The 24,588-nt window shown below is 72.3% G+C and carries 23 protein-coding genes and 2 pseudogenes; 15 read left to right on the plus strand and 10 right to left on the minus strand.

Features of this window, described 5'->3' with window-relative positions; all coding sequences use genetic code 11:
- Positions 1 to 20: 20 nt before the first annotated feature.
- The 4 genes and pseudogenes from ABZ818_RS16145 to ABZ818_RS16160 all read left to right on the plus strand — a co-directional run bounded on the left by ABZ818_RS16145 (position 21) and on the right by ABZ818_RS16160 (position 3,661).
- On the plus strand, positions 21 to 260 hold the full coding sequence (locus ABZ818_RS16145) for a DUF6213 family protein (protein ID WP_141363213.1): 240 nt from the start codon (positions 21 to 23) through the stop codon (positions 258 to 260).
- 581 nt (positions 261 to 841) lie between these two features.
- Positions 842 to 1,909 (plus strand): annotated as a pseudogene (locus ABZ818_RS16150) (type III polyketide synthase); the annotation flags it as partial.
- On the plus strand, positions 1,906 to 3,135 hold the full coding sequence (locus ABZ818_RS16155) for a cytochrome P450 (protein WP_361414667.1): 1,230 nt from the start codon (positions 1,906 to 1,908) through the stop codon (positions 3,133 to 3,135). The pseudogene ABZ818_RS16150 and the gene ABZ818_RS16155, both read left to right, overlap by 4 nt.
- Before the next feature lie 7 nt (positions 3,136 to 3,142).
- Positions 3,143 to 3,661, plus strand: a complete 519-nt coding sequence (locus ABZ818_RS16160; RefSeq protein ID WP_361414669.1) for a cupin domain-containing protein — start codon at positions 3,143 to 3,145, stop codon at positions 3,659 to 3,661.
- 124 nt (positions 3,662 to 3,785) lie between these two features.
- On the opposite strand, the gene ABZ818_RS16165 is transcribed toward ABZ818_RS16160, so the two are convergent.
- Positions 3,786 to 5,012, minus strand: coding sequence for an acyl-CoA dehydrogenase family protein (locus tag ABZ818_RS16165; protein ID WP_361414671.1), 1,227 nt, complete (start codon positions 5,010 to 5,012; stop codon positions 3,786 to 3,788).
- Positions 5,013 to 5,181: 169 nt separating this feature from the next.
- Here ABZ818_RS16165 and ABZ818_RS16170 point away from each other — a divergent pair, with 169 nt between their 5' ends.
- Positions 5,182 to 5,826 (plus strand): TetR family transcriptional regulator, encoded by a 645-nt coding sequence (locus tag ABZ818_RS16170; RefSeq protein ID WP_361414673.1) that lies wholly within the window; start codon positions 5,182 to 5,184, stop codon positions 5,824 to 5,826.
- Between the two features lie 87 nt (positions 5,827 to 5,913).
- Here ABZ818_RS16170 and def read toward each other — a convergent pair whose 3' ends face one another.
- A complete protein-coding gene (def, locus tag ABZ818_RS16175; protein ID WP_361414675.1) occupies positions 5,914 to 6,453 on the minus strand; it encodes a peptide deformylase in 540 nt (179 codons plus the stop codon).
- A 150-nt stretch (positions 6,454 to 6,603) separates the two neighbouring features.
- On the opposite strand from def, the gene ABZ818_RS16180 reads away from it, so the two are divergent.
- From ABZ818_RS16180 to ABZ818_RS16200, 5 genes are all read left to right on the plus strand, one after another.
- Entirely contained in the window at positions 6,604 to 7,842 is a 1,239-nt protein-coding gene (locus ABZ818_RS16180; RefSeq protein ID WP_361414677.1) for a MurT ligase domain-containing protein, read from the plus strand.
- Positions 7,843 to 7,862: 20 nt separating this feature from the next.
- On the plus strand, positions 7,863 to 8,591 hold the full coding sequence (locus tag ABZ818_RS16185) for a glutamine amidotransferase (RefSeq protein WP_361414679.1): 729 nt from the start codon (positions 7,863 to 7,865) through the stop codon (positions 8,589 to 8,591).
- A 269-nt stretch (positions 8,592 to 8,860) separates the two neighbouring features.
- Positions 8,861 to 9,886 (plus strand): 6-phosphofructokinase, encoded by a 1,026-nt coding sequence (locus ABZ818_RS16190; RefSeq protein WP_361414681.1) that lies wholly within the window; start codon positions 8,861 to 8,863, stop codon positions 9,884 to 9,886.
- A 121-nt stretch (positions 9,887 to 10,007) separates the two neighbouring features.
- Complete coding sequence (locus ABZ818_RS16195) at positions 10,008 to 10,958, plus strand: cytochrome c oxidase assembly protein (RefSeq protein ID WP_361414683.1); 951 nt, start codon at positions 10,008 to 10,010, stop codon at positions 10,956 to 10,958.
- Between the two features lie 404 nt (positions 10,959 to 11,362).
- Entirely contained in the window at positions 11,363 to 11,533 is a 171-nt protein-coding gene (locus ABZ818_RS16200) for a hypothetical protein (protein ID WP_361414684.1), read from the plus strand.
- 6 nt (positions 11,534 to 11,539) lie between these two features.
- On the opposite strand, the gene ABZ818_RS16205 is transcribed toward ABZ818_RS16200, so the two are convergent.
- From ABZ818_RS16205 to ABZ818_RS16220, 4 genes are read right to left on the minus strand one after another with little or no spacing between them, the layout of a single operon-like run.
- Positions 11,540 to 12,745 (minus strand): histidine kinase, encoded by a 1,206-nt coding sequence (locus ABZ818_RS16205; protein ID WP_361414686.1) that lies wholly within the window; start codon positions 12,743 to 12,745, stop codon positions 11,540 to 11,542.
- Positions 12,742 to 14,454: a cation acetate symporter gene (locus tag ABZ818_RS16210; RefSeq protein ID WP_361414688.1), complete on the minus strand. Its 1,713-nt coding sequence runs from the start codon at positions 14,452 to 14,454 to the stop codon at positions 12,742 to 12,744. Before ABZ818_RS16210 ends, ABZ818_RS16205 begins: the two co-directional genes overlap by 4 nt.
- Positions 14,455 to 14,459: 5 nt before the next feature.
- Positions 14,460 to 14,819, minus strand: coding sequence for a hypothetical protein (locus ABZ818_RS16215; protein ID WP_361414690.1), 360 nt, complete (start codon positions 14,817 to 14,819; stop codon positions 14,460 to 14,462).
- Positions 14,820 to 14,832: 13 nt separating this feature from the next.
- Entirely contained in the window at positions 14,833 to 15,588 is a 756-nt protein-coding gene (locus tag ABZ818_RS16220) for a LytTR family DNA-binding domain-containing protein (RefSeq protein ID WP_361414692.1), read from the minus strand.
- Positions 15,589 to 15,665: 77 nt separating this feature from the next.
- On the opposite strand from ABZ818_RS16220, the gene ABZ818_RS16225 reads away from it, so the two are divergent.
- From ABZ818_RS16225 to ABZ818_RS16240, 4 genes are all read left to right on the plus strand, one after another.
- The gene (locus tag ABZ818_RS16225; protein ID WP_361414694.1) at positions 15,666 to 16,169 is read left to right on the plus strand and encodes an Lrp/AsnC family transcriptional regulator; all 504 of its coding nucleotides are present in this window, start codon (positions 15,666 to 15,668) and stop codon (positions 16,167 to 16,169) included.
- Positions 16,170 to 16,290: 121 nt separating this feature from the next.
- A complete protein-coding gene (gene ddaH / locus ABZ818_RS16230) occupies positions 16,291 to 17,109 on the plus strand; it encodes a dimethylargininase (protein ID WP_361414696.1) in 819 nt (272 codons plus the stop codon).
- The gene (gene rocD, locus ABZ818_RS16235; protein ID WP_361414698.1) at positions 17,109 to 18,329 is read left to right on the plus strand and encodes an ornithine--oxo-acid transaminase; all 1,221 of its coding nucleotides are present in this window, start codon (positions 17,109 to 17,111) and stop codon (positions 18,327 to 18,329) included. Before ddaH ends, rocD begins: the two co-directional genes overlap by 1 nt.
- 222 nt (positions 18,330 to 18,551) lie before the next feature.
- Positions 18,552 to 18,854: a hypothetical protein gene (locus ABZ818_RS16240; protein ID WP_361414700.1), complete on the plus strand. Its 303-nt coding sequence runs from the start codon at positions 18,552 to 18,554 to the stop codon at positions 18,852 to 18,854.
- A 113-nt stretch (positions 18,855 to 18,967) separates the two neighbouring features.
- On the opposite strand, the gene ABZ818_RS16245 is transcribed toward ABZ818_RS16240, so the two are convergent.
- From ABZ818_RS16245 to ABZ818_RS16255, 3 genes and pseudogenes are all read right to left on the minus strand, one after another.
- On the minus strand, positions 18,968 to 19,591 hold the full coding sequence (locus ABZ818_RS16245; protein ID WP_361414905.1) for a DedA family protein: 624 nt from the start codon (positions 19,589 to 19,591) through the stop codon (positions 18,968 to 18,970).
- Between the two features lie 120 nt (positions 19,592 to 19,711).
- A pseudogene (locus tag ABZ818_RS16250) lies at positions 19,712 to 20,006 on the minus strand (Asp/Glu/hydantoin racemase); the annotation flags it as partial.
- A gap of 64 nt (positions 20,007 to 20,070) precedes the next feature.
- Complete coding sequence (locus tag ABZ818_RS16255; protein ID WP_361414702.1) at positions 20,071 to 21,084, minus strand: ornithine cyclodeaminase family protein; 1,014 nt, start codon at positions 21,082 to 21,084, stop codon at positions 20,071 to 20,073.
- A 276-nt stretch (positions 21,085 to 21,360) separates the two neighbouring features.
- On the opposite strand from ABZ818_RS16255, the gene ABZ818_RS16260 reads away from it, so the two are divergent.
- Positions 21,361 to 22,038, plus strand: coding sequence for an FCD domain-containing protein (locus tag ABZ818_RS16260; protein WP_361414704.1), 678 nt, complete (start codon positions 21,361 to 21,363; stop codon positions 22,036 to 22,038).
- Positions 22,039 to 22,045: 7 nt separating this feature from the next.
- Here the strand turns inward: ABZ818_RS16260 and ABZ818_RS16265 are convergent, their stop codons facing one another.
- Complete coding sequence (locus ABZ818_RS16265; protein ID WP_361414706.1) at positions 22,046 to 24,469, minus strand: SpoIIE family protein phosphatase; 2,424 nt, start codon at positions 24,467 to 24,469, stop codon at positions 22,046 to 22,048.
- Positions 24,470 to 24,588: the final 119 nt, after the last annotated feature.

Here is a 24,588-nt window from a genome sequence, read left to right on the forward strand (position 1 = left end):
CCACGGCTACGATCCCCTTTGTGAACCGCGAAGTGACTCTCCCTCTGATCGTCGACGACCGCGGTACCTTGCAGGTGGCCGCGGCCGACGTGAGCAAGCTGCTGCGCACGGTCGGCGGGCGGTGGCTGCGGCTGGTGGAGGCCGGCCAGGAGGGTCTCGACGAGGATACGGTGGCCGCGCTGACCATCGAGCTGGCCAAGCTGGCCGACCGCATCGACGTGGCCTGCATCGCCCACAGCAGCGGAACCGCCTCCGGCTGACCGGACCGACGGCACGGACGGGCTGGCGGGACCAACCGGGGCGACGGGACCAGCCGGGGCTGACGGGGCCGACGTGGCACGAGGTCGGCTGCCGTGACCCGGCAGGCGCTTCAGAACGGCCGCCAAGCCCCCCGTGCTGCCATTCCCGCCCCGCGCCGCCCCGAGACACGGAGCCCGGCCGTGCGCCTGCGCGGCGTCCGCGGCGCCGGCTCGGCATGGACGGCGGCTGCCTCCGTGCGGGCCGGTGCCGTACTCCTGAAGGCTGACGCCGACGCCCGCCCCCGGCGGCCCAGGAGGCGCGGCTTCGATCTTCCTGTGGTGGGTGGCGGGTGGAGCAGGCCGCGGGGCCTGTGACGGAACGCGACCACAAGGCTGTGAACAGCCGTTTTCCGGCCGCGGGAGCCTGTTTCCCGTCCTCCGGAGCCGAGCCTCGCGAGCCCGCCGGGCCCTGTCCGCCGTCGCCGGATTGGAGTAGTTCCGCGAGAAGATCGTCGCTCTCTCGGGCGATCGTGGATGGGCCACCCTTCTGGTGCACCACCCTCTGACCGGGGGGCAACCGGCCTTCCGGAAGGCGAAAGCAGGCACGGCTCATGGCGACTTTGTGCAGACCCTCGGTGTCCGTTCCAGAGCACGTGATCACGATGGAGGAGACGCTGGAACTCGCGCGGTCCCGCCACGCGGACCACCCGCAGCTCCCCCTGGCCCTCCGGCTGATCGAGAACACCGGCGTGCGGACCCGGCACATCGTTCAGCCCATCGAGGAGACCCTCAAGCACCCCGGCTTCGAGGAGCGCAACAAGCTCTACGAGGAGGAGGCGAAGGCCCGGGTCCCCGCGGTCATCCAGCGGGCTCTCGACGACGCCGAGCTCCTGGCCCGGGACATCGATGTCATCATCTACGTGTCGTGCACGGGCTTCATGATGCCCTCGCTCACCGCGTGGCTGATCAACGAGATGGAGTTCGACTCGACCACCCGGCAGCTACCCATAGCCCAGCTGGGCTGTGCGGCCGGGGGCGCCGCGATCAACCGGGCCCACGACTTCTGCACGGCCTACCCGGACGCCAACGCGCTCATCGTGGCCTGCGAGTTCTGCTCGCTGTGCTACCAGCCCACCGACCTCGGCGTCGGCTCCCTGCTCTCCAACGGCCTGTTCGGCGACGGCATCGCCGCGGCCGTGGTCCGCGGCACCGGCGGAACGGGCGTCCGGCTGGAGCGCAACGGCTCGTACCTGATCCCCAAGACCGAGGAGTGGATCGCCTACGACGTCCGGGCGACCGGCTTCCACTTCATGCTGGACAAGCGGGTGCCCACCACGATGGAGCCGCTCGCCCCGGCCCTGCGGGACCTGGCCGGAGTGCACGGCTGGGACGCGTCCGACCTGGACTTCTACGTCATCCACGCGGGTGGCCCGCGCATCCTGGACGACCTCAGCAAGTTCCTGAAAGTCGAGCCGCACGCGTTCCGGTTCAGCCGGGCCACGCTCACCGAGTACGGCAACATCGCCAGTGCCGTCGTCCTGGACGCGCTGCGCCGGCTGTTCGACGACGGCGGCACCGAGGACCGGGCGCGCGGACTGCTCGCCGGGTTCGGTCCCGGCATCACCGCCGAGATGTCGCTCGGCTACTGGCAGGCCGGGGGCGGGGCATGACCGAGGAGACGCTCGTCGAGGAGGCACGCACCGGGACGGTGCCGCCGCTCTGGCACTGGCCGGCGTTCGACCTGACGGGCGTGGCCTTCGACCCGGTGCTCTCCGAGCTGATGGAGCAGGGCCCGGTCACCCGTATCGAGCTGCCCGACGGCGAGGGCCGGGCGTGGCTGGTGACCCGCATGGACGACGTGCGGACGGTCACCAACGACTCCCGGTTCAGCCGCGAGGCGGTCATCGACCGGCAGATCACCCGGCTGGCCCCGCACTTCATCCCGGCCCGCGACGCGGTCGGCTTCCTGGACCCGCCCGACCACACCCGGCTGCGCCGCGCGGTCGCCCCCGCCCTCACCGCGCCCGGTGTCGAGCGGGTGCGGGACAGCGCCCGCCGGATGCTGGACGAACTGGTCGACGACCTGCTGGCCAACGGCCCGCCCGCCGACCTGACCGCCGAGGTGCTCAGCCCGTTCCCGATCGCGGTGTTCTGCGAGCTGATGGGGGTGCCGGTCGCGGACCGGCAGGGGATGCACGCCTGGACCCGGCTGATCCTGTCCTCCGCGCACGGCGCCGCCGTCAGCGAGCAGGCCAAGGAGGAGATGGGCACGTACTTCGCCGAGCTCCTCGACGCCCGCGCGGACAGCGCCGGAAAGGACATCGCCTCGCTGCTCGGGACCGCCGTGGCACGCCGTGAGATCGCCCTGGCGGAGGCCGTGGGGCTCGCGATCCTCCTCCAGATCGGCGGCGAGGCGGTCACCAGCAACAGCGGGCAGATGTTCTACATCCTGCTGACCCGTCCCGAGCTGGCCGACCGGCTGCGCGCGGACCGGCGGATCCGTCCCCGGGCCATCGACGAGCTGCTGCGCTACATCCCGCACCGCAACGCGGTCGGGCTGTCCCGGATCGCCCTGGAGGACGTGGAGATCAAGGGGGTGCGGATCCGGGCGGGCGACGCGGTCTACGTGTCGTACCTGGCCGCCAACCGCGACCCGGACGTCTTCCCCGACCCCGGGACGATCGACCTCACGCGCAGTCCGAACCCGCATGTGGCGTTCGGCTTCGGCCCGCACTACTGCCCGGGCGGCCAGTTGGCCCGGCTGGAGGCGGAGCTGCTGGTGGACGCGCTCCTTGACCGGGTGCCGAATCTGCGGCTCGCGGTGTCCCCGGAGCAAGTGCCCTTCAGGAAGGGCGCGTTGATCCGGGGGCCCGAGGCCCTGCCCGTGACGTGGTGAGCCGGCGATGAGCACGGAAGGGCTGCTCGTACCGCCGGGCCAGGGCCGCGTCGTCGAGGCGCCGGCCCAGCGCGTGACGTTCAAGGTGACCGGCTCGCACTCGCGGACGGCCTCCACCTTCGAGGTGGAGGTCCCGCCGGGCTTCGACGTCGGCGCCCATGTGCACACCCGCAGCGAGGAGTTGTTCTACGTGCTCGAGGGCGAGCTGGACGTGCTCGCCTTCGAGCCGCGGATCCGGACCCCCGACCACTGGCAGCGGTGGGAGTCCCACTCCGGCAACCGCGTGGTGCGGGCGACCCCGGGCACGGTCATCGTCGTCCCGCCGGGCTGCCCGCACGCCTTCGCCAACCCCACCGACACCCCCGCCAAGATGTTCTTCCAGGCGTCCCCGCCGCCGGACCACGAGCGGTACTTCGAGGAACTGCTGGAGATCCTGGGCAACGGGGGCCCGCCGGACCACACGGCGATCGAGGCCCTCAGAAGGCGCTATGACATCGACCAACTGACGCCGCTGCGGCACCGCTAGTGCTGTGGCCGGAAAGGTTTGCCGGGAAGCTCGCGGCGTCCGGTGCTGGGGGTACCCCCCGGCCGAAGGCTGGGGGAGTGCCGTGCCGGGCGTCGCGAGCCGGTGAACCTTTCCGCTCGCAGCACTAGCGGATCGGCATGCCCGAGATCGTGCGGGAGATCACCAGCCGCTGGATCTCGCTGGTCCCTTCGAAGATGGTGTAGATCGCCGCGTCGCGGTGCATCCGCTCCACCGGGTACTCCCGGGTGTAGCCGTTGCCGCCGAGGATCTGGATGGCCTGGGCCGTGACCTTCTTCGCGGTCTCGCTGGCGAACAGCTTGGACATCGAGCCCTCGGCGGCCTCGAACGGCCTGCCGTTGACCGCCATCCACGAGGCCCGCCAGACCAGCAGCCGGGCGGCGTCGATCCGTGTGCGCATGTCGGCGAGCTGGAAGGCGACGCCCTGGTTGTCGATGATCGGCCGGCCGAACTGCTCGCGCGTCCTGGCGTAGTCCAGGGCGACCTCGTAGGCGGCCCGGGCGGTGCCGACCGCCATGGCGCCGACGGCGGGGCGGGACGCCTCGAACGTGGCCATCGCCGCGTTCTTCACCCTCTCACCGCCCTTCCGGGCCTTCTCCCGGGCGCGGGCGAGCCGCTCGTCGAGCTTCTCCTTGCCGCCGAGCAGGCAGGACCCGGGGAGGCGTACGCCGTCCAGGACCACCTCGGCGGTGTGCGAGGCTCGGATGCCGTGCTTCTTGAACTTCTGGCCCTGCGTCAGTCCCGGTGTGCCCGGCGGGACGATGAAGGAGGCATGGCCCTTGGAGTCGAGTTCGGGGTCGACGGAGGCGACGACCACGTGCACGTTGGCGATGCCGCCGTTGGTCGCCCAGGTCTTGGTGCCGTTGATCACCCATTCCTCCTTGGCCTCGTCGTACACCGCGCGGGTGCGCATCGAGGCCACGTCGGAGCCGGCGTCGGGCTCGGAGGAGCAGAAGGCGGCGACCTTCACGTCGCTCGGGTCGCCGTACATCTGCGGGATCCAGGTGCCGATCTGCTCCTCGGTGCCGTTGGCGAGGACGCCCACGGCGGCGAGGCCGGTGCCGACGATGGACAGGGCGATGCCGGCGTCGCCCCAGAACAGCTCCTCCATGGCCATCGGGATGCCGAGGCCGGTGGCGTCGAAGTACTGCTGGGCGTAGAAGTCGAGGGAGTAGATGCCGACCTTGGCTGCCTCCTGGATGACCGGCCAGGGGGTCTCCTCGCGCTCGTCCCATTCGGCGGCGGCCGGGCGGATCACATCGGCCGCGAAGCCGTGCAGCCAGTCCCGGACCTCCTTCTGCTCGTCGTTGAGCTCCATGGTGAACTCGGCCATGTCCCCTCCAGCGGCGCACCTGCGTGTTACTTACGGTAACGGTACTATGTTACCGGTCAGTAGGAAAAGTCAACTCCCGATCATTCCCCGGCGGCCCGTTCGAGGTGTCCGACCCCGTCAGTGTTACTTTGCGCAGGCGTCACCGAACCAGCACGGGTGGGGAGATCTCATGGACACCACGCAGCGGACCGATCAGCAGCGGTCCGCCGACCGCCGACGGCGCGAGCTGCTGGAGGCCGCCGACCGGGTGGTGCTGCGCGACGGCCCGCACGCGTCGATGAACGCCATCGCCGCCGAGGCCGGCATCACCAAGCCGATCCTCTACCGCCACTTCGGCGACAAGGGAGGGCTGTACGCCGCCCTCGCCCAGCGGCACACCGACGCCCTGCTCGGCTCCCTGCGGGCCGCGCTGGACGCCCCCGCGGACCGGCGGGAGCGCGTGGAGTCGACGCTGGACACCTACCTCGCGGCCATCGAGGCCCGCCCGCAGGTCTACCGCTTCCTGATGCATCCGGCGGAGGGTGGCCAGGGCACCGACCAGGGCTTCGACGTCGGCAAGCACTCCGCCCCGCTGCTGCGCCGCATGGGCGAGGAGCTGGCCCGGGTCATCGAGGAGCGGCTCGACCTGGGTCCCGCCGGGCAGCAACTGGCCCGTGTGTGGGGCCACGGCATCGTCGGCATGATGCACGCGGCCGGCGACTGGTGGCTGGGCGAACGGCCGTGCTCGCGGGCGGAACTGGTCCGCAGCCTGGCGGACCTCCTGTGGGGACGGCTGGCGGCGGTGGGCGACAAGATGGGCGGCCCCGGGTTCTGAGCCGCGCCCGCGGGCACGGCGCTCATCACCGTGCGGCTCCGCCGCGGGACGCGAACGGCCGCCGACGGCCCGCGGCCGCGCGGAGGTTCACCGCCCCCACGGTGCCCGCGCGGCCTGCCTCAGCAGCCGGCTGCGCCGCCAACCCGAGAGGCGGTCCGCGTACACCCGGCCGTCGAGGTGGTCGCACTCGTGCTGGAGGCAGCGCGCGAAGAACCCCGTCCCGTGCACGGTGACCGGCTCCCCGGTCACCGAAAAGCCCTCGACCACCGCGTGGTCGAAGCGCTCCGTCCCCGCCTCCAGGCCCGGCAGGGACAGGCAGCCCTCCGGCCCGCGGATCTCCACTCCGTCCGCCTCCACCAGCCGCGGGTTGACCACATGGCCGAGGTGGCGCGTGTCCTCGTCGTCCGGGCAGTCGTACACGAAGACGCGCATCGGCAGCCCGATCTGGTTCGCGGCGAGGCCCACGCCGCGCGCCGCGTACATCGTCGCGAACAAGTCCTCCACCACCTGGAACAGTTCGGGACCGAAGTCGGTGACCTCCTCGCAGGGGGCGTGCAGAACGGGGCTGCCGAGCAGGGAAAGGGGCCGGACGCGCCCGCGGGCGCCCGGGATCGAGCCATGTCGCATGGCGGCAAGGGTACGGTTCCATGTGCCCCTGCCTGCCGCGCTGGCATGGGCCGGGATTCGGGAGCTCAACGGATCTCGATAGGCTGAGGTCCACACCACGTTGCCGGATGGCTCAGGGCGCGGCGCGTACGCAAGGAGGATCGAGAACTGATGGCAGGCAACTCGGACCCGCTCACGCCGCGGGCCAAGCTGGCCGTGACCGCGGGCAAGGCGGTCGCTGCGGCATCGCGTGCCGCGGGACGCGGCAGCGGTTCGGTGATCGGCGGTCGGGTGGCCCTCAAGCTCGACCCCGATCTGCTCGCCCGGCTCGCCACGCACCTGGACGTGATCCTGGTCTCGGCGACCAACGGCAAGACGACGACCACCCGGCTCATCGCCGAGGCGCTGCGGGCCGCGGGGCCGGTCGTCTCCAACGCGCTCGGCGCGAACATGCCCGCGGGCATCACCTCGGCGCTCGCCGGCGGCTCGGACGCCAAGTTCGGCGTGATAGAGGTCGACGAGAAGTACCTCGCGGGCGTGGCCCGGGACACCGCTCCCAAGTGCATCGCGCTGCTCAACCTGTCCCGCGACCAGCTCGACCGGGCCGGCGAGACCCGGATGCTCGCCGAGAACTGGCGCGAGGCGCTCAGCGGCTCCAAGGCCGTGCTCGTCGCCAACTGCGACGACCCGCTGGTGGTGTGGGCCGCGTCCTCGTCCCCCAACGTGATCTGGGTGGCCGCCGGGCAGATGTGGAAGGACGACGCCTGGTCCTGCCCCTCCTGCGGCGGAGTGATGCAGCGTCCGGGCGACGACTGGTACTGCGGCGAGTGCGGCTTCCGCCGGCCCACCCCCAGCTGGGCCCTGTCCGGCGACCACGTCCTCGACCCGCACGGCTCGGCCTGGCCGATCCACCTTCAGCTGCCGGGCCGCGCCAACAAGGCCAACGCCGCCTCGTCCGCGGCCGTCGCCGCCGTCTTCGGGGTGCCGCCGCAGGTCGCCCTGGAGCGGATGTACCAGGTGCAGGCGGTCGCCGGCCGCTACGACGTCGTCCAGTTCCAGGGCCGCGACCTGCGCCTGCTGCTGGCGAAGAACCCGGCCGGCTGGCTGGAGACGTTCTCCCTGATCGATCCGCCGCCCGCCCCGGTCATCCTGTCGGTCAACGCGCGCAGTGCCGACGGCACCGACACCTCCTGGCTGTGGGACGTCGACTACACGCGTCTGACCGGCCACCCGCTCTTCGTGCTCGGGGACCGGAAGCTGGACCTCGCGGTGCGCCTGGAGGTGGCGGGCCAGCAGTTCCAGGTCTGCGACAGCCTGGACCAGGCCGTGCAGCAGGCCCCGTCCGGCCGGATCGAGGTCATCGCCAACTACACCGCGTTCCAGGACCTGCGCCGCCGCGTCGGCAACTGACCACAAAGGACGACCACTTCATGAGCGACAACCAACTGCGGCTGGTGTGGATCTACCCGGACCTGCTGAGCACCTACGGCGACCAGGGCAACGTCCTCGTGGTGGAGCGCCGGGCCCGCCAGCGCGGCCTGGACGTGGCCCGTCTCGACGTGCGCAGCGACCAGCCGATCCCGACCTCCGGCGACATCTACCTGATCGGCGGCGGCGAGGACCGGCCGCAGCGGCTGGCGGCGGAGCGGCTGCGCCGCGACGGCGGTCTGCACAGGGCGGCGGAGAACGGCGCGATCGTCTTCTCCGTCTGCGCCGGGTACCAGATCCTCGGCCACGAGTTCGTCAACGACCTCGGGCAGCGTGAGCCGGGGCTCGGCCTGCTCGACGTCGTGTCGGTGCGCGGTGAGGGCGAGCGGTGCGTAGGCGACGTGCTCGGCGACGTCGACCCGCGGCTCGGCCTGCCCCAGCTGACCGGGTTCGAGAACCACCAGGGCGTCACCCACCTCGGCCCCACCGCCCGCCCGCTCGCCCAGGTCCGCCTGGGCAGGGGCAACGGCACGGGCGACGGCACGGAGGGCGCGTACAACGACACCGTCTTCGGCACGTACATGCACGGGCCGGTGCTGGCCCGCAACCCGCTGATCGCGGACCTGCTGCTGAAGCTGGCGCTGGACGTGAACGCGCTGCCGCCGATCGAGGACCACTGGTACGAGGCGCTGCGCAACGAGCGCATCGCGGCTGCGCAGCAGCCTGCGTAGTGACAGCTGCGCAGCAGCCTGCGTAAGGACAGTTGCGCAGCAGCCTGCGTAGTGACAGCTGCGCAGCAGCCTGCGTAAGGACAGTTGCGCAGGCCGCCTGGGCGGCCCCGGCGGGAGCCCGTCTGAAACGGTGTCCGCACAGGTGAGCGGGCCCGTCCAGCAGGCGGACGCACGGTTCGGCCCCACCGCCCGGTGCCGCTAGGGTGGCGGGGACCGACCGGACAGTGTGGTCCGGTCCCCGCGCCCACGTTGAGAAGGTTATCCGGGCTATGCGCATTGGCGTCCTCACCTCCGGCGGCGACTGTCCCGGCCTGAACGCCGTCATCCGGTCCGTCGTGCACCGTGCCGTCGTCGACCACGGCGACGAGGTCATCGGCTTCCGCGACGGCTGGAAGGGCCTCCTGGAGTGCGACTACCTCAAGCTCGATCTCGACGCGGTGAGCGGCATCCTCGCCCGCGGCGGGACCATCCTCGGCTCCTCCCGGGTCCGTCCCGAGCACCTGCGGGACGGCGTGCAGCGGGCCAAGGGCCATGTCGAGGAGCTGGGGCTCGACGCGATCATCCCGATCGGCGGTGAGGGCACGCTCAAGGCGGCCCGGCTGCTGTCGGACAACGGCCTGCCGATCGTCGGCGTGCCCAAGACCATCGACAACGACATCGCGGTCACGGACCTCACCTTCGGCTTCGACACCGCCGTGACCGTCGCCACCGAGGCCCTGGACCGGCTGAAGACCACCGCCGAGTCCCACCAGCGGGTGCTGATCGTAGAGGTGATGGGCCGTCACACCGGCTGGATCGCGCTCCAGTCCGGCATGGCGGCCGGCGCCCACGCCATCGTCGTCCCCGAACGCCCCTTCGACATCGAGGAGTTGGCGGCGAAGGTCGGCGAACGTTTCGCGGCGGGCAAGCGGTTCGCGATCGTCGTGGCCGCGGAGGGCGCCAAGCCCCGTGCGGGCACCATGGACTTCGACGAGGGCGGCAAGGACGTCTACGGCCACGAGCGGTTCGCCGGCGTCGCCCGGCAGCTCTCCCTCGAACTGGAGCAGCGGCTCGGCAAGGAGGCCCGGCCGGTGATCCTCGGGCACGTCCAGCGCGGCGGCACGCCGACGGCGTACGACCGGGTGCTGGCCACCCGGTTCGGCTGGCACGCCGTGGAGGCGGTGCACCGCGGGGAGTTCGGCCGGATGACGGCGCTGCGCGGCACGGACATCGTGATGGTGTCCCTGGCCGAGGCGGTGGCGACCCTCAAGACGGTCCCCGCGGAGCGGTACGCCGAGGCGGAGTGCGTGCTGTAGAACACGCCGCGCGTCCCCACCGCCCCCGGTCGCAGACGCGGCCGGGGGCGGTTCTACTCTGGGTGCGGACAGACAGCTGTGGACAGACAGCGCACAATCCCCACGAATCAGGAGCCGGCGGATGGATCACAGCGGGCACGGCATGATGCACGATCTGCCGCCGTTCACGCTGGGACGCGGTCTCGAGTGGTCCGCGGACCCGTTCTTCCTCGTCGCCTGCCTGCTGGGGCTCGGCCTGTACGGCTGGGGTGTGGTGCGGCTGCGGCGGCGCGGCGACGCCTGGCCGGTGGGCCGGACGGTGGCGTACGTCATCGGTGTGCTCACCGTGGCCCTGGTGATGTGCACCAAGCTGAACGACTACGGCATGGTCATGTTCAGCGTGCACATGGTCCAGCACATGATCATCAGCATGCTGTCGCCGATCCTGATCCTGCTCGGCGGCCCGATCACGCTGGCGCTGCGCGCGCTGCCGGTGGCGGGGAGGGGCCGCAAGGGGCCGCGTGAGCTGCTGCTGGCCCTGCTGCACAGCCGGTACCTGCGGGTCGTCACGCACCCCGCCTTCACCATCCCGATGTTCGTCGCGAGCCTGTACGCCCTGTACTTCACTCCGCTGTTCGACTTCCTGATGGGCTCGAGGGCCGGGCACATCGCGATGATGGTGCACTTCCTCGCGGTGGGCCTGGTGTTCTTCTGGCCGATCATGGGCGTGGACCCGGGCCCGAACCGGCCGGGTCACCTCATGCGGATGCTGGAGCTGTTCGCGGGCATGCCGTTCCACGCGTTCTTCGGCATCGCGCTGATGATGGCGACCACGCCCATGGTCGACACCTTCGTGAACCCGCCCGCCTCGCTCGGCATCGACGCCCTGACCGACCAGAACGCGGCCGGCGGCATCGCCTGGGCGTTCAGTGAGATCCCCTCGGTCCTGGTGCTGCTCGCCCTGCTCTTCCAGTGGTACAAATCCGAACAACGCCAGGCCCGCCGCAAGGACCGCGCCGCGGACCGCGACGGCGACAAGGAACTCGAGGCGTACAACGCGTACCTGGCGTCCCTGAACGCACGGGGCAACTGAGCCCACAGCATCCGGACGGTCCGGGGGCGCGGCAGCGATGCCGCGCCCCCGGACCGTTCGCGTCCACACGGCCCAGCGGTGCGGGCCGGTACCCCCATCCGGCCCGCCGCCCGGCGCAGCGGACCATCAGCCGCGAGAGCACCGTTCGCCGCCGTCGCCCGTCGCGGTCCCCCGTCGGGCCCATCGCTCCCGGCCGGCCATCCCGCATCGCCTCCCGCCGGCCCCGCCGGTGCCCCGCGACCGACCGTCGTCGCACGGCCCCCCGGCGCTGCCGGGCCCGGGTTACCCGGCCCGGGGCGCTGCCTTGTGTGGGGGTGAGGATGGAAGCGGCTTGTCGTGGGGGGATGCCGATGGGCCGAATCGGGGCACCATGGAGGTTACGGACCATGAGGAGGGTGCCCGCGATGCACGATTCCACGGACGGTTCCACGAAGGCGATGGGGGTGCTCACCGTCGGCGCGCTCGTCGCGGTGACGGCCTACACGGTGGCGCTCGGCGGCAACGGCTGGCTGTGGTTCGGCTGGGTCGTGCTGGGCCTGGTCACGCTGGGCATGGTCGTCACCCGCGGCACCTGAGGAGGGTCACTCCCCGGTGAGCCGCGTCGCCGAGTGGACGCCCGGCTGGTACTTCGGCAGCCGGGCGCTGATCTTCATGCCCGCACCCTGCGCGGTCTCGATGACCAGTCCGTGGTCGTCGCCGTAGACCTGCCGGAGCCGGTCGTCGACGTTGGACAGGCCGATGCCGCCGGAGGGGCTGTCCTCACCCGCGAGGATGCGGCGCAGCAGGCCGGGGTCCATGCCGGCGCCGTCGTCCTCGATGACGACCACCGCCTCGGCGCCCTCGTCGCGCGCGGTGATCCTGATGTGGCAGGTACCGGTCTTGCCCTCGAGGCCGTGCTTGACGGCGTTCTCCACCAGAGGTTGCAGGCACAGGAACGGCAGGGTGATGGGGAGCACCTCGGGCGCGATCTGGAGGGTGACCGACAGGCGGTCACCGAAGCGGGCCCGTACGAGCGCCAGGTAGTGCTCGATGGCGTGGAGTTCGTCGGCGAGCGTGGTGAAGTCGCCGTGCCTGCGGAACGAGTAGCGGGTGAAGTCGGCGAACTCCAGCAGCAGGTCCCGCGCCCGCTCGGGGTCGGTGCGGACGAACGAGGCGATCACCGCGAGCGAGTTGAAGATGAAGTGCGGGGAGATCTGCGCGCGCAGAGCCTTGATCTCGGCCTCGATGAGCCGGGTGCGGGACCGGTCGAGGTCCGCGAGCTCCAGTTGCACGGAGACCCAGCGGGCGACCTCGGCCGCGGCGCGGGCCAGCACGGCCGACTCGCGGGGCGCGCAGGCGACGAGGGCGCCGTGGACGCGGTCGTCGACGGTGAGCGGGGTGACGACGGCCCAGCGCACCGGGCAGTCCGGGGTCCGGCAGGTGAGCCGGAAGGCCTCGCCGCGGCCGGTCTCCAGGGGCCCGGCGAGGCGTTCCATGATCTCGGTGCGGTGGTGGCCGCCCACACCGTCCCAGGCGAGGACCCGCGCGTCGTCCGTGAGGCACAGGGCGTCGGTGCCGAGCAGGGAGCGCAGCCGGCGGGCCGACTTGCGGGCGGTCTCCTCCGTCAGCCCGGCCCGCAGCGGGGGTGCCGCGAGCGAGGCGGCGTGCAGGGTCTGGAAGGTGGCGTGCTCCACGGGGGTGCCGAGCCCGCCGAGGGTCTGCGGGCGGGCGGTGCGCCGGCCGAGCCAGTACCCGGCGGCGAGCAGCGGCAGCACGGCCACGCACAGCCCGGCGAGGAAGCCGCTCATGCCTTCACCTCCGCCCGCAGCTGCTCCGGCAGGTGGAACCGGGCCAGGACGGCCGCGGTGCCGGCCGGCACCCGGCCGGGCGTGGCCAGGGACACCAGCATCATCGTGAGGAAGCCCAGCGGCACCGACCACAGGGCGGGCCAGGCGAGCAGCGCGTGCAGCGGCCCGGTGCCCGGGAAGCCGGCCATGGTCACGGCGACGGCGACGAGCGCGGCGCCGCCGCCCGCCAGCATGCCGGCGGCCGCGCCGGGCGGGGTGAGCCGCCGCCACCAGATGCCGAGGACGAGCAGCGGGCAGAAGGAGGAGGCGGACACCGCGAAGGCGAGCCCGACGGCGTCGGCGACGGGCAGCCCGCCGACCAGGACGCTCGCCGCGAGCGGTACGGCCATGGCGAGCACCGTGCCGAGCCGGAAGTGGCGTACGCCGCGCGAGGGCAGCACGTCCTGGGTGAGCACCCCGGCCACCGCCATGGTCAGGCCGGAGGCGGTCGACAGGAACGCCGCGAACGCGCCGCCCGCGACCAGCGCGCCCAGCAGGTCCCCGCCGAGGCCGCCGATCACCCGGTCGGGCAGCAGCAGCACGGCGGCGTCCGCGCTCCCGGTGAGGGTGAGTTCGGGGGCGTAGAGGCGGCCGAGGGCGCCGTACACCGGGGGCAGCAGGTAGAAGGCGCCGATCAGGCCGAGCACGGCCACCGTGGTGCGGCGGGCGGCCACGCCGTGCGGGCTGGTGTAGAAGCGGACGACGACGTGCGGCAGGCCCATGGTGCCGAGGAAGGTGGCGAGGATCAGCCCGTAGGTGGCGTACAGCGGGCGTTCCTCACGGCCCGCGGCAAGTGAGGTGGACATGCCGCCGCTGCCGCCGCGCTCGGCCACCGGGACTTCGGCGCCCCGGGCGAAGGTGAGCCGGGTGCCGCCCTCGACGCGGTGCGTCCCGGCCGGCAGGCTCACCCGCCGCTCGTGGTGGGCGCGGGCGTCGACGGTGCCGGTCACGGTGACGGTGAGCGGGCGCTCCAGTCTGAGGTCGAGGGTTTCCGCGACGCGTACGGTGCGCTGCTCGCGGAAGGCGGTCGGCTCGTCGTAGGCGCGGTGCGGTGCCCCGTCGCCCTGCCAGGCGAGGACGAGGAAGAGGGCGGGGACGAGCAGTGCGGTCAGTTTCAGCCAGTACTGGAAGGCCTGGACGAAGGTGATGCTGCGCATCCCGCCCGCGGCGACGATGGCCACCACGACGACGGAGACGATCACCGCGCCGAGCGCGGCGGGCGCCCCGGTCAGTACCGCCAGGGTGAGTCCGGCTCCCTGGAGCTGCGGCAGCAGGTACAGCCAGCCGACGCCGACGACGAAGGCGCCCGCGAGCCGCCGCACGCCCTGGGAGGCGAGCCGGGCCTCGGCGAAGTCGGGCAGCGTGTAGGCCCCGGACCGGCGCAGCGGGGCGGCGACGAACAGGAGCAGGACCAGGTAGCCGGCCGTGTAGCCGACCGGGTACCACAGCATGTCGGCGCCCTGGACGAGGACCAGTCCGGCTATGCCCAGGAACGAGGCCGCGGAGAGGTACTCCCCGCTGATGGCGGCCGCGTTCAGGCGTGGGCCCACGGTGCGGGAGGCGACGTAGAAGTCGGAGGTGGTGCGGGAGATGCGCAGGCCGAAGGCGCCGACGAGGATGGTGGCCACCACGACGAGGGCGACGGCGGGGACGGTGTAGGCGGAGTTCACGGCGGTCAGCGGTCTCCGACGAGCCGTACGAAGTCGCGTTCGTTGCGCTCGGCGCGGCGCACGTACCAGCGGGCGAGCAGCACCAGGGGGGCGTAGAGGCCGAAGCCGAGGACCGCCCACTTCAGCCGGCGGGCGTCGGGGGCCGCGGCGAACACCAGTGGCAGCGGTCCGACAAGGAGCACGAGCACCGCGAACACCGTGAGGGCGGCCCGCAGTTGGCTGCGCATCAGGGAGCGGACGTAGGTGTGGCCGAGGGTGGTCTGCTCGTCGATCTCCGTGCGGGGACGGTAGTGGACCGGGGCCCGGCGGGTGCGGCGGGGCGGCCCGGTGACGACGACACGGCGTTCGGTCGGGTCCTGCGGCATGGCGTACGGCTCCCTAGCGCGCGGTCCGGCGTATCAGCAGCTCGCGCAGTTCCCGCGCGTGCCGTCGGCTCACCTGGAGTTCCTCGGTGCCGACCAGGACGCTCACGGTGCCGGCGTCCAGGCGGAGTTCACCGATGTGACGCAGGGCCACCAGGTACCGGCGGTGGATGCGGACGAAGCCGCGGGAGCGCCAGCGCTCCTCCAGGGTGGACAGCGGGATGCGCACGAGGTGGCTGCCCTTGCCGGTGTGCAGCCGGGCGTAGTCGCCGTGCGCCTCGACGTGGGTGATGTCCTCGACGGCCACGAACCGGGTCACCCCGCCGAGTTCGACGGGCAGATGGTCGGGATCGGGCTCGCTGACGGGTATTCGCGGGGCGGTGCCGCGCAGTTGGGCGGCGCGGCGGACGGCCTCGGCAAGGCGTTCCGTGCGGACGGGCTTGAGCACGTAGTCGACGGCCTTGAGGTCGAAGGCCTGCACGGCGAAGTCCTCGTGGGCGGTGACGAACACGATCAGCGGCGGCTGGGCGAACCCGTTCAGGAGCCGGGCCAGGTCGAGGCCGTCGAGGCCCGGCATGTGGATGTCGAGGAAGACGACGTCGATCGCGTCGGGTCCGTCCGGCCCGGACTCCAGCGCCCGGTTGATGCGGCGCAACGCCTCGGTCGCGTCACCGGCGCCCTCCACGCCGGCGATCCGGGGATCGGCGTTCAGGAGGTACAGCAGTTCCTCGAGCGAGGGGCGTTCGTCGTCGACGGCGAGGGCGCGCAGCATGAACGTGGAGTGTAGGGGCGAAAAGCACGCTGTGACATGTGCCGGGCACCGACGTCCGCGCTGGATACAGTGCCGCCATGAACAGCAGGCAGGCCCCGTTCGACGAGCTCGACCGGAAGATCCTCACCGCTCTGATGGCGAACGCACGGAGCAGTTTCGCCGAGATCGGCGCCGCCATCGGCCTGTCCGCGACGGCCGTCAAGCGGCGCGTGGACCGGCTGCGCGAGAGCGACGTGATCACCGGGTTCACGGCCACGGTGAAGCCGGCGGCGCTGGGCTGGCGCACGGAGGCGTACGTCGAGGTGTACTGCGAGGGCGCGGCCCCGCCGCGGCGGCTGGCCGAGGTGGTGCGCCACCATCCGGAGATCACGGCGGCGATGACGGTGACCGGCGGCGCGGACGCGCTGCTGCACGTGCGGGCGCGGGACGTGGAGCACTTCGAGGAGGTGCTGGAACGCATCCGTACGGAGCCGTTCATCCGCAAGACGATCAGCGTGATGGTGCTGTCCCACCTGCTGCCGGACAGTCCTGAGGCGGGCGCCAGCCAGCCCGCGCCACCGGACGCAGCAGACGTGCGCTGAGCCGTCGACACACGCAGCATTCCTGCTTGAACGCGCAGCTTTTGTTTCTTGTCGTCCGTCTTCGCCACTTCCTACCTTTGAGTCACCCCAGTCGACCCCCAGGAAGCGGAGGGACCCCTCTGTGCCCGAGACCCGTGTGCCGCGCCGGCGGCGCTTCCTCGTCTGCGAACCCAGACACTTCGCCGTGCAGTACGCGATCAACCCCTGGATGCGTCCCGACGTCCCCGTGGACGTGTCCCTGGCCCAGGCGCAGTGGCACGAGCTGACGCGCGTCTACCGCGTCCACGGCCACAGCGTCGACACCGTGGAGCCCGTGCCCGGCCTGCCCGACATGGTCTTCGCCGCCAACGCGGCAGTGGTCGTGGACGGCCGCGTCTTCGGCTCCCTCTTCCACGCGCCGGAGCGCCGTCCGGAGTCCCTTCCCTACGACACGTGGTTCAAGTCGGCCGGCTTCGACATCTACCGTCCCGAGGCGGTGTGCGAGGGCGAGGGCGACTTCGTTCCGGCCGGCCGCTGGATCCTCGCCGGCACCGGCTTCCGCACCACCCGTGAGGCCCATCGGGAGGCGCAGGAGTTCCTCGGCGCCCCGGTGATCGGCCTGACCCTGGTGGACCCGTACTTCTACCACCTGGACACGGCCCTGTTCGTCCTCGACGACGAGGGCGAGGGGAACATCGCGTACTACCCGGACGCGTTCTCGCCGGGCAGCCGCGAGGTGCTCGCCAGGCTGTACCCGGACGCGCTGATCGCCACCCGCGAGGACGCCATGTCCTTCGGCCTGAACTCCGTCTCGGACGGACATCACGTCTTCATCTCGCCCGGGGCCACGGCCCTGGCCGAACAGCTCGCCAACCGCGGCTACGTCCCCGTCCCCGTCGACCTGTCCGAGTTCCACAAGGCCGGCGGCGGAATCAAGTGCTGCACCCAGGAGATCCGCTGATGACCGCACCCGCCCGTACCCGTACCTCCGCAGAGCTGATCCAGGCCGAGGAGCCGGTCCTCGCGCACAACTACCACCCGCTGCCCGTGGTCGTGGCCGGCGCCGAGGGCGCCTGGGTGGAGGACGTCGAGGGGCGCCGCTACCTCGACATGCTGGCCGGTTACTCGGCGCTCAACTTCGGTCACCGCCATCCCGTGCTGACCGAGGCGGCCCATCGCCAGCTCGACCGGCTCACCCTGACCTCGCGGGCGTTCCACAACGACCGCCTCGCCGAGTTCGCCGAGCGACTGGCGGCGCTGACGGGGCAGGACATGGTGCTGCCGATGAACACCGGCGCCGAGGCGGTGGAGAGCGGCATCAAGGTCGCCCGCAAGTGGGCGTACGAGGTCAAGGGCGTCCCGGCCGACCGGGCGACGATCGTGGTCGCGGCGGACAACTTCCACGGCCGTACGACGACGATCGTCAGCTTCTCGACGGACGAGACGGCGCGGTCGGGCTTCGGGCCGTTCACTCCGGGCTTCAAGATCGTCCCGTACAACGATCTGGCGGCCCTGGAGGCGGCGATCGACGAGACGACGGCGGCGGTGCTGATCGAGCCGATCCAGGGCGAGGCCGGCGTGCTCATCCCCGACGACGGCTACCTCGCCGGCGTGCGGGAGCTGACCCGCCGGGCGGGCTGCCTGTTCATCGCCGACGAGATCCAGTCGGGCCTCGGCCGCACCGGGCGCACCCTCGCCGTCGAGCACGAGGACGTCGTCCCGGACGTCCTGCTGCTGGGCAAGGCCCTCGGCGGCGGCATCGTGCCGGTGTCCGCGGTCGTCGGGACACGGGAGGTGCTCGGGGTGCTGCGGCCCGGTGAGCACGGGTCGACGTTCGGCGGCAACCCGCTGGCCGCGGCGGTCGGCACGGCGGTGGTCGGGCTCCTGGAGACGGGCGAGTTCCAGCTCCGGGCGGCGGAGCTGGGCAAGGTACTGCACGAGGGGCTCGTCCAGCTGGTCGGCCGGGGTGTCGTCGGCTTCCGCTCACGGGGCCTGTGGGCGGGCGTGGACGTGGATCCGGCGATCGGCACGGGGCGGGAGATCAGCGAGCGCCTGATGCGCGAGGGCGTACTGGTCAAGGACACCCACGGTTCCACGATCCGGCTGGCGCCGCCGCTGACCATCACCGAGGCGGAGCTGCGCTCGGCGCTCGCCTCCCTGGAGAAGGTGCTGGCCGCCTGAGACGCACACCGGCGCCGGACGCACACCGGCGCCGGACGCACACCGCCGGAGGCCTTCCGGCGGTGTGCGGCGTCCCGGTTCGGGCTCCGTCGCAGCCGAGGACGCCGGCCGGATCGCCTGGCCGGTGGTGGACCGGCTGGTGCCGGGCTGGTCGGTCGTGGGCTGGTCGCCGACGGGCTGGGTACCCGCTTCGATGAGTGACTCTTCGAGGAGATGACTCCCATGCTGCTCATCGGCCTGCTCCTCCTCGCGGCGACGGCCGCCTTCACCGGCCTGGCCATCGCCGACAACCTGTCCGGCGGCCCGCAGTACCCGGTGTCGATGCTCGGCAACCACATCGCCACCATGAACACGCTCGAGGTCTTCAGTGCCGGTCTCGCCCTCGCCCTGCTCTTCTGCCTGGGCGCGAGCCTCCTGACCGGTGCCGCGACGCACCACCGGCACGCGCACCGGGCCTCGCGCCGCTACGGCGGCGGGCGGGACACCGGCTCGCTGAACGAGCCCACGGGCCGGGACGGCCGCTGAGGCCCACGGCCGCATCCGTAAGGCCGGTGCCGGTGGTGAGCGTGCGCGCCCGTGGGGAGCACATGCGTCCACGGGCCGGCAGGTGTGCCTCGTGGACAGCGCGCGTGACGCCGTCAGTCCTCGCGTCGCCTGCGCCGCAGCAGGTGCCGCACGATCAGCGCGACGACGAGGACCCCGAGTGCCACGAGCACGTACACCTCGTAGCGGCGGATCTCGTCGTAGACGGTGCCGATGTGCGTGCCCGCGGCGTAGGCGAGGGTCACCCACAGGCCGACCCACAGCGCCGCGCCGAGCGCGTTGAAGGCGAGGAAGCGGAGCCAGTGCATGCCCGTGGTGCCGGCGATGATGCCGTTGGCCTGGCGCAGTCCCTCGATGAACCGGGCCACCACGACGATCTTGCCGCCGTGCCGGCCGAAGAACCGCTCGGCCGCCGCGAACCGCTCCGGCGTCAGGAAGATGTACCGGCCCCAGCGGTGCACGAAGGGGCGTCCGCCGAGATGGCCGACGAGGTAGCCGATGTTGTCCCCGACGACGGCCGCGGCGAACGCGATCAGGGCCACGGCCACGACGTCGAGCTGCCCGGCCCCGGCATACACTCCGGCCGCGATCAGGATCGTCTCGCCCGGGGCCGGGACGCCGAAGTCCTCCACCAGGACCACGGCGCCGACGGCCCAGTAGCCGTAGTGGCTGAGCAGCGGTGCCAGGTGCGCCAGCGGACCCGGAAGCGGAGGGGCCATGCTCACACCGTACGACGGCGCGCGAACGGTCACCGGCAGGCACGACAACGCGCCGCCGCGTACTTCCGGAACTCGGACGGCGCCCCGCGACCCCGTTACGGCACGATCGGGCCGGCCCGTCACGGTCTTGGGCCTCGGCGGTGCGTAGCTGCGCACCTTGCTGGTGCTGAGGCCGAGCCGGACGAGCCCTTCGGCGAGGGTGACCGCGGCGGCGACGCCGTCGACGACGGGAACGCCCGTGGCGGCACTGATCTTCTGGTCAGATCACCTCCGCCCGGTCCTGGTCTACGGACCTGCTGGCCTCCGCCACGATCGCGTCGGCCGCGCGCGCCGGATCCGCCTCCAGCTCCAGCACCAGCAGCCCGGAGGCCCGCACCGAGGCGCACCGCTCGTTCAGCCCTGCGAGCAGCAGCCGGCCCGTCGATCAACGGGCCGGCCGGGCTGCGGGCCTGGGTGGGTTCTCGCCGGACCCCAGCCGGTCAGGACAGGTGTACTTCGGTGCCGATGCCGTGGCGTCGGGCGGCGTCGACGACGAGCCGGGCCGCCACCACGTCCTGGATGCCGACCCCGACCGAGTTGTAGAGCGTGACGTCGTCCTCGGAACGCCGTCCGGGGGCCTTGCCGGTGATAACGTCGCCGAGTTCGGTGCGGAAGTGCTCCGGGGTGATCGCCCCGTCCCGCATCGGGATCAGCACCTCACCGGACTCGTGGGAGGACACCGAGAAACTGTCGACCACGACACGGCTGCGCACGATGCCCGCCGTGTCGATCTCCCGGTGGTCCGGCCGCGGCGGCGCGCCGACCGCGTTGACGTGCAGACCCGGGCCGAACCACTCCCCCCGCACCACCGGCTTGCGCGACGGCGTCAGCGTGCACAGCACCTCCGCAGCGCGCACCACCTGCTCCGGATCGTCGGCGACCTTGACCGCGTAGCCCTGCCCGCGGGCGTGCTCGGCGAACGCCTCGACGGTGGCGCGGGTCCGGCTCCACACCAGCACCTGGTCGATGTCCATCACCCGGGCGAGCGCGGCGAGATGGGCGCGGGCCTGGGCTCCGGCGCCGATCAGGCCGAGGGTGCCCGCGGCCTGGCGGGCCAGGTGCTGGGTGGCGACGGCCGACGCCGCCGCGGTGCGCAGCAGGGTGATCGGGGCGCCGTTGAGGACCGCTTCGCAGGTGCCGGTGTCGGGGTCGATGAGTGTGATCACCGACTGCTGGACCGGCAGTCCCCGGTCGGCGTTGGGCGGGGTGTCGGTGAGGAGTTTGACCCCGGCACTGGACAGTGGGTCGACCGCGGCGACCATCGGCACCAGCAGTCCGGCCCCGCCGGGCAGTTCCATCGCGGACCGGTCGGGCTGGCGTGCCGTGCCGGTGGACAGGGCCGCGTGGGCCTGCTCGACGACGTGCATCACCTCGCCCAGGTCCAGCAGGCTCGCGACCTGCGCGCGGTCCAGCACCAGCAGGGGTGCCCGGCCGGTACCCGTCTGGTCCGTCACGGCGTCACCTCGGCGAGGATGCGCAGTACATCAACCGCCGCAGCGCAGGCTGAGTTGATGGACGTGTCGCCGGAACCGGAGCCACCGGTGTCCGGAGTGGGGGAATCCGATCTGTGCAATGGAGCCGATCTCCTTCAGGGGACGCTCGGGCCTCGGAGAGGAGCCCAGGCAAGAGACAGCCCGGGAGGACGCGAGGGGCCGGGCTGTTGAGAGGCCACCTGAAGGCCTCTGGTGACATAATTAGCAGTCATCTGATGACTTCGGGAAGAGGTGCGGATGAAGAAGATCGAGCGAGTCTCTCTGGTCGAAGCCGCGAGCAGGCAATTGCGGGCGCAGATCGAGAGCGGCCGCTGGGAGGTCGGCCGGCGGCTGCCGTCGGAGGGTGAGCTGGCCGAACGGCTCGGTCTCAGCCGCGTGTCGATACGCGCCGCCGTCCACGGCCTGGCCCAGATGGGACTGCTCACCACCCGCCAAGGCGACGGCACCTACGTGGCCGCCAGGGACGCGACCGACGTGGCGATACGACGCCGGCTCGACGACGCCCACGACGGCGACGTCCTCGAAGTCCGCCGCGGCCTGGACATCCTCGCCGCCGGACTCGCCGCCACCCGCCGCACCCAGCACGACATCACCGCCCTCGACGACGCGCTCGCCCGGCGCGCCGCGGCCGGAACCGCGGGCGACGAAGCCGCCTTCGTCGCCGCCGACGTCGACTTCCACCTCCACGTCGCCCGCGCGTCCCACAACGAACTCCTCGTCGAGCTCTACTCGACCTTCACCAGGGCACTGACCGACAGCATCCGCGACGACCGCTGCCTGAAGGTCTTCGCCCAGGGACGGGACACCTGGCACAACACCCTCGCCACGGCCATCGCCGAAGGCGACGCCGACAAGGCCACCACCGCCTCACTGGCCCTGCTGCGGAACGGCCCGGCGGCGACCCGGGATCACTGATGCCGCGTCACATCGGAATCACCGAGGAGAGCATGAGCTGATCCACGCCAGGGCTGACCGCCTGCTCGGCCCAGATGGTCTTCCCCCGCTGGCTGTAGCGGCTGCCCCAGCGGGTGCTGAGCTGGGCCACGAGGAACAGGCCCCGGCCTCCTTCATCGGTGGTGTGGGCGCGGCGCAGGCGGGGCTGGGTGTTGCTCGGGTCGCTGACCTCGCAGACCAGGACGTCCTCGTGGATCAGCCGCAGTCCGATGGGGCCGCCGGCGTAGCGAACGGCGTTGGTGACCAGTTCGCTGACCACGAGCTCGGTGCTGAAGGCGATGTCGTCGAGCCCCCACGCAGCCAGCTGGCGGGTGGTGGCATCCCGGGCGTCGGACACGCTGGCGGGGTCCGCGGGGAACTCCCAGTGGGCGACGGACTTCGCGGGGACCGCGCGGGTGCGGACGAGCAGCAGCGCGATGTCGTCCCTGGGCGGATGGTCGTCGAGGCCCGCGAGGAGCGCGCGGCCGATCTCGTCCAGCGGCCGGTCGGGGCGGCAGTGGGCGGCGAGGCGGTCGGTCAGCCGTCGCAGTCCGGCGTCGGTGTCGCCGTCGTCGCCCTTGATCAGTCCGTCGGTGTACAGGGCGAGGACGCTGCCGGGCGCCAGATCGAGCGTGACGGTCTCGAAGGGCATGCCGCCGACGCCCAGGGGCGGGCCGGGAGAGAGGTCCACGGGTCGGGCCGTGCCGTCGCAGGGGGAGACGACGGGCATCGGATGTCCGGCGCTGGCGAGGGCGCAGCGGCGGGCGACCGGATCGTAGAGGGCGTACAGGCAGGTGGCGCCGACGGTGTCCCGGTTCTCGGGGGCGGCCTCTCCTGCGAGTCGCTGCACCAGGTCGTCGAGGTGGGTGAGCAGTTCGTCGCAGTCGAGTTCCAGGTCGGCCAGGGTCTGCACGGCGGTGCGCAGCCGGCCCATGGTGGCGGTGGCGTGCAGGCCGTGACCGATGACGTCGCCGACGACGAACGCGGCCCGCAGCGAGGGCAGCGAGAGGACGTCGAACCAGTCGCCGCTGATCTCCGCTCCGCCGCCCGCGGGCCGGTAGACGCCGATGGTCTCGGCGGCCGGGGTCGCGGTGGCCGCGCGAGGGAGGAGGCGCCTTTGGAGCGCGACGGCGGCACGGTGCTCCCGTGTGTAGCGGCGGGCGTTGTCGACGCTGAGCGCGGCCCTGGACGCGATCTCCTTCAGCAGGTCCGCCTCGTCCTCGTCGAAGGGCTCCCCCTGCTCGTTGCGGCTGATCCCGACGACTCCGAGCACCGTGCCGCGCGCGAACAGCGGTGCCACGGCGAGCCAACGCGCGTTCTCCGGCACCAGCAACTCGATCAGGTGCGGCTCGCCGAACATGGCGCTGATCGTCTCGCTGTCGACGACGACGACGTCGCCGCGCTGGACCGCGAGCAGGGTGGGAATGTCCGGTTGCCGGGGCGCCGCCGCGCCCTTCTGCAGCAGACGGGAGGGCCACGTCCCGTCGGCCGAGGCGACCGCGACCCGTCGCCAGCTCAGCCAGGCGCCGCCGAGCACGTTGGCGGGCTCGTCCCCCTCGATGACGGGGTCCGCCAGTTCCACCCAGGCGAGGTCCCCGAGCGCGGGGACGAGGACGTCGACCAGGTCCTGCGCGGTGCGCGCGACGTCCAGTGAGCCGCCGATGCGGGTGGAGGCGTCGCGCAGCAGGTCCAGGTGGTCGCGGGTCCGCTGCTGCTCGGTGATGTCGGTGACCAGCGTGACGACGCCCGCGGGCTCCCCCTGCGCGTCCTCCAGCCGGAAGGCGGACAGGGAGAGCGTCCGGTGCCGCCCGGGAAGGAGCGGCGAGCACACGTCCTGTGCCTCCCCGATCAGCGGCGTGCCCGTCTCCAGCACCCGGCGCAGGGCCGCCTCCGCGGCTTCGGCGTTCCTGGCGTTGGCCACCTCCCTCATCTCCACGCCGGCGGCGCCGGGAGGTCCGCCGAGCGTCTCGAGGGTGATGTTGGTCCGTACGAGGGCCAGGTCCGTGTCGCGGAGGGTGACCCCCATCCGGGCCTGGGTGAAGAGCGCGCGCAGCAGCGACAGGCCCTGTTCCCGCTCGGTCGTGTCGGCCGCGGGGGCGGCCAGGACCAGCAGCTCGGAGGATCCTTCCAGGCGCACGATCCGGAAGGCGACCTCCACGGCACGGCCTGAGCGGTGCCGCAGCAGGGTCCGGCCGGCGGCCGGAAACCCGTCCGCCGCGAGCGCGCAGTGGTGCGGCTCGTCGGGGGCATCGGCGAGAAGCTCCCCGACCGGGCGGCCGCAGACGTGCTCGGCCGGGTGACCCAGGAGGTCGGCCGCCGCGCGGGACCACCGCACGACGGTCCCGGCTTCGTCGAGCACGGCGGCTGCCACGGCGCCGAGGGCAAGGGCGCCGGCGGGGTCGAACCCGTTCATCTCGCTCCTCGCTGGCGGTCGAGCCGCCCGACAGGCTCGTCCCCATTATCGGCGATTTCGGGCAGCCCGCGCCTCCGCTCCCCCGCCGGGCCCGCCCGGCGTCCCTGGCCCGGAACGGG

This window comes from Streptomyces sp. NPDC047453 (assembly GCF_040643155.1).
Lineage (GTDB): Bacteria > Actinomycetota > Actinomycetes > Streptomycetales > Streptomycetaceae > Streptomyces.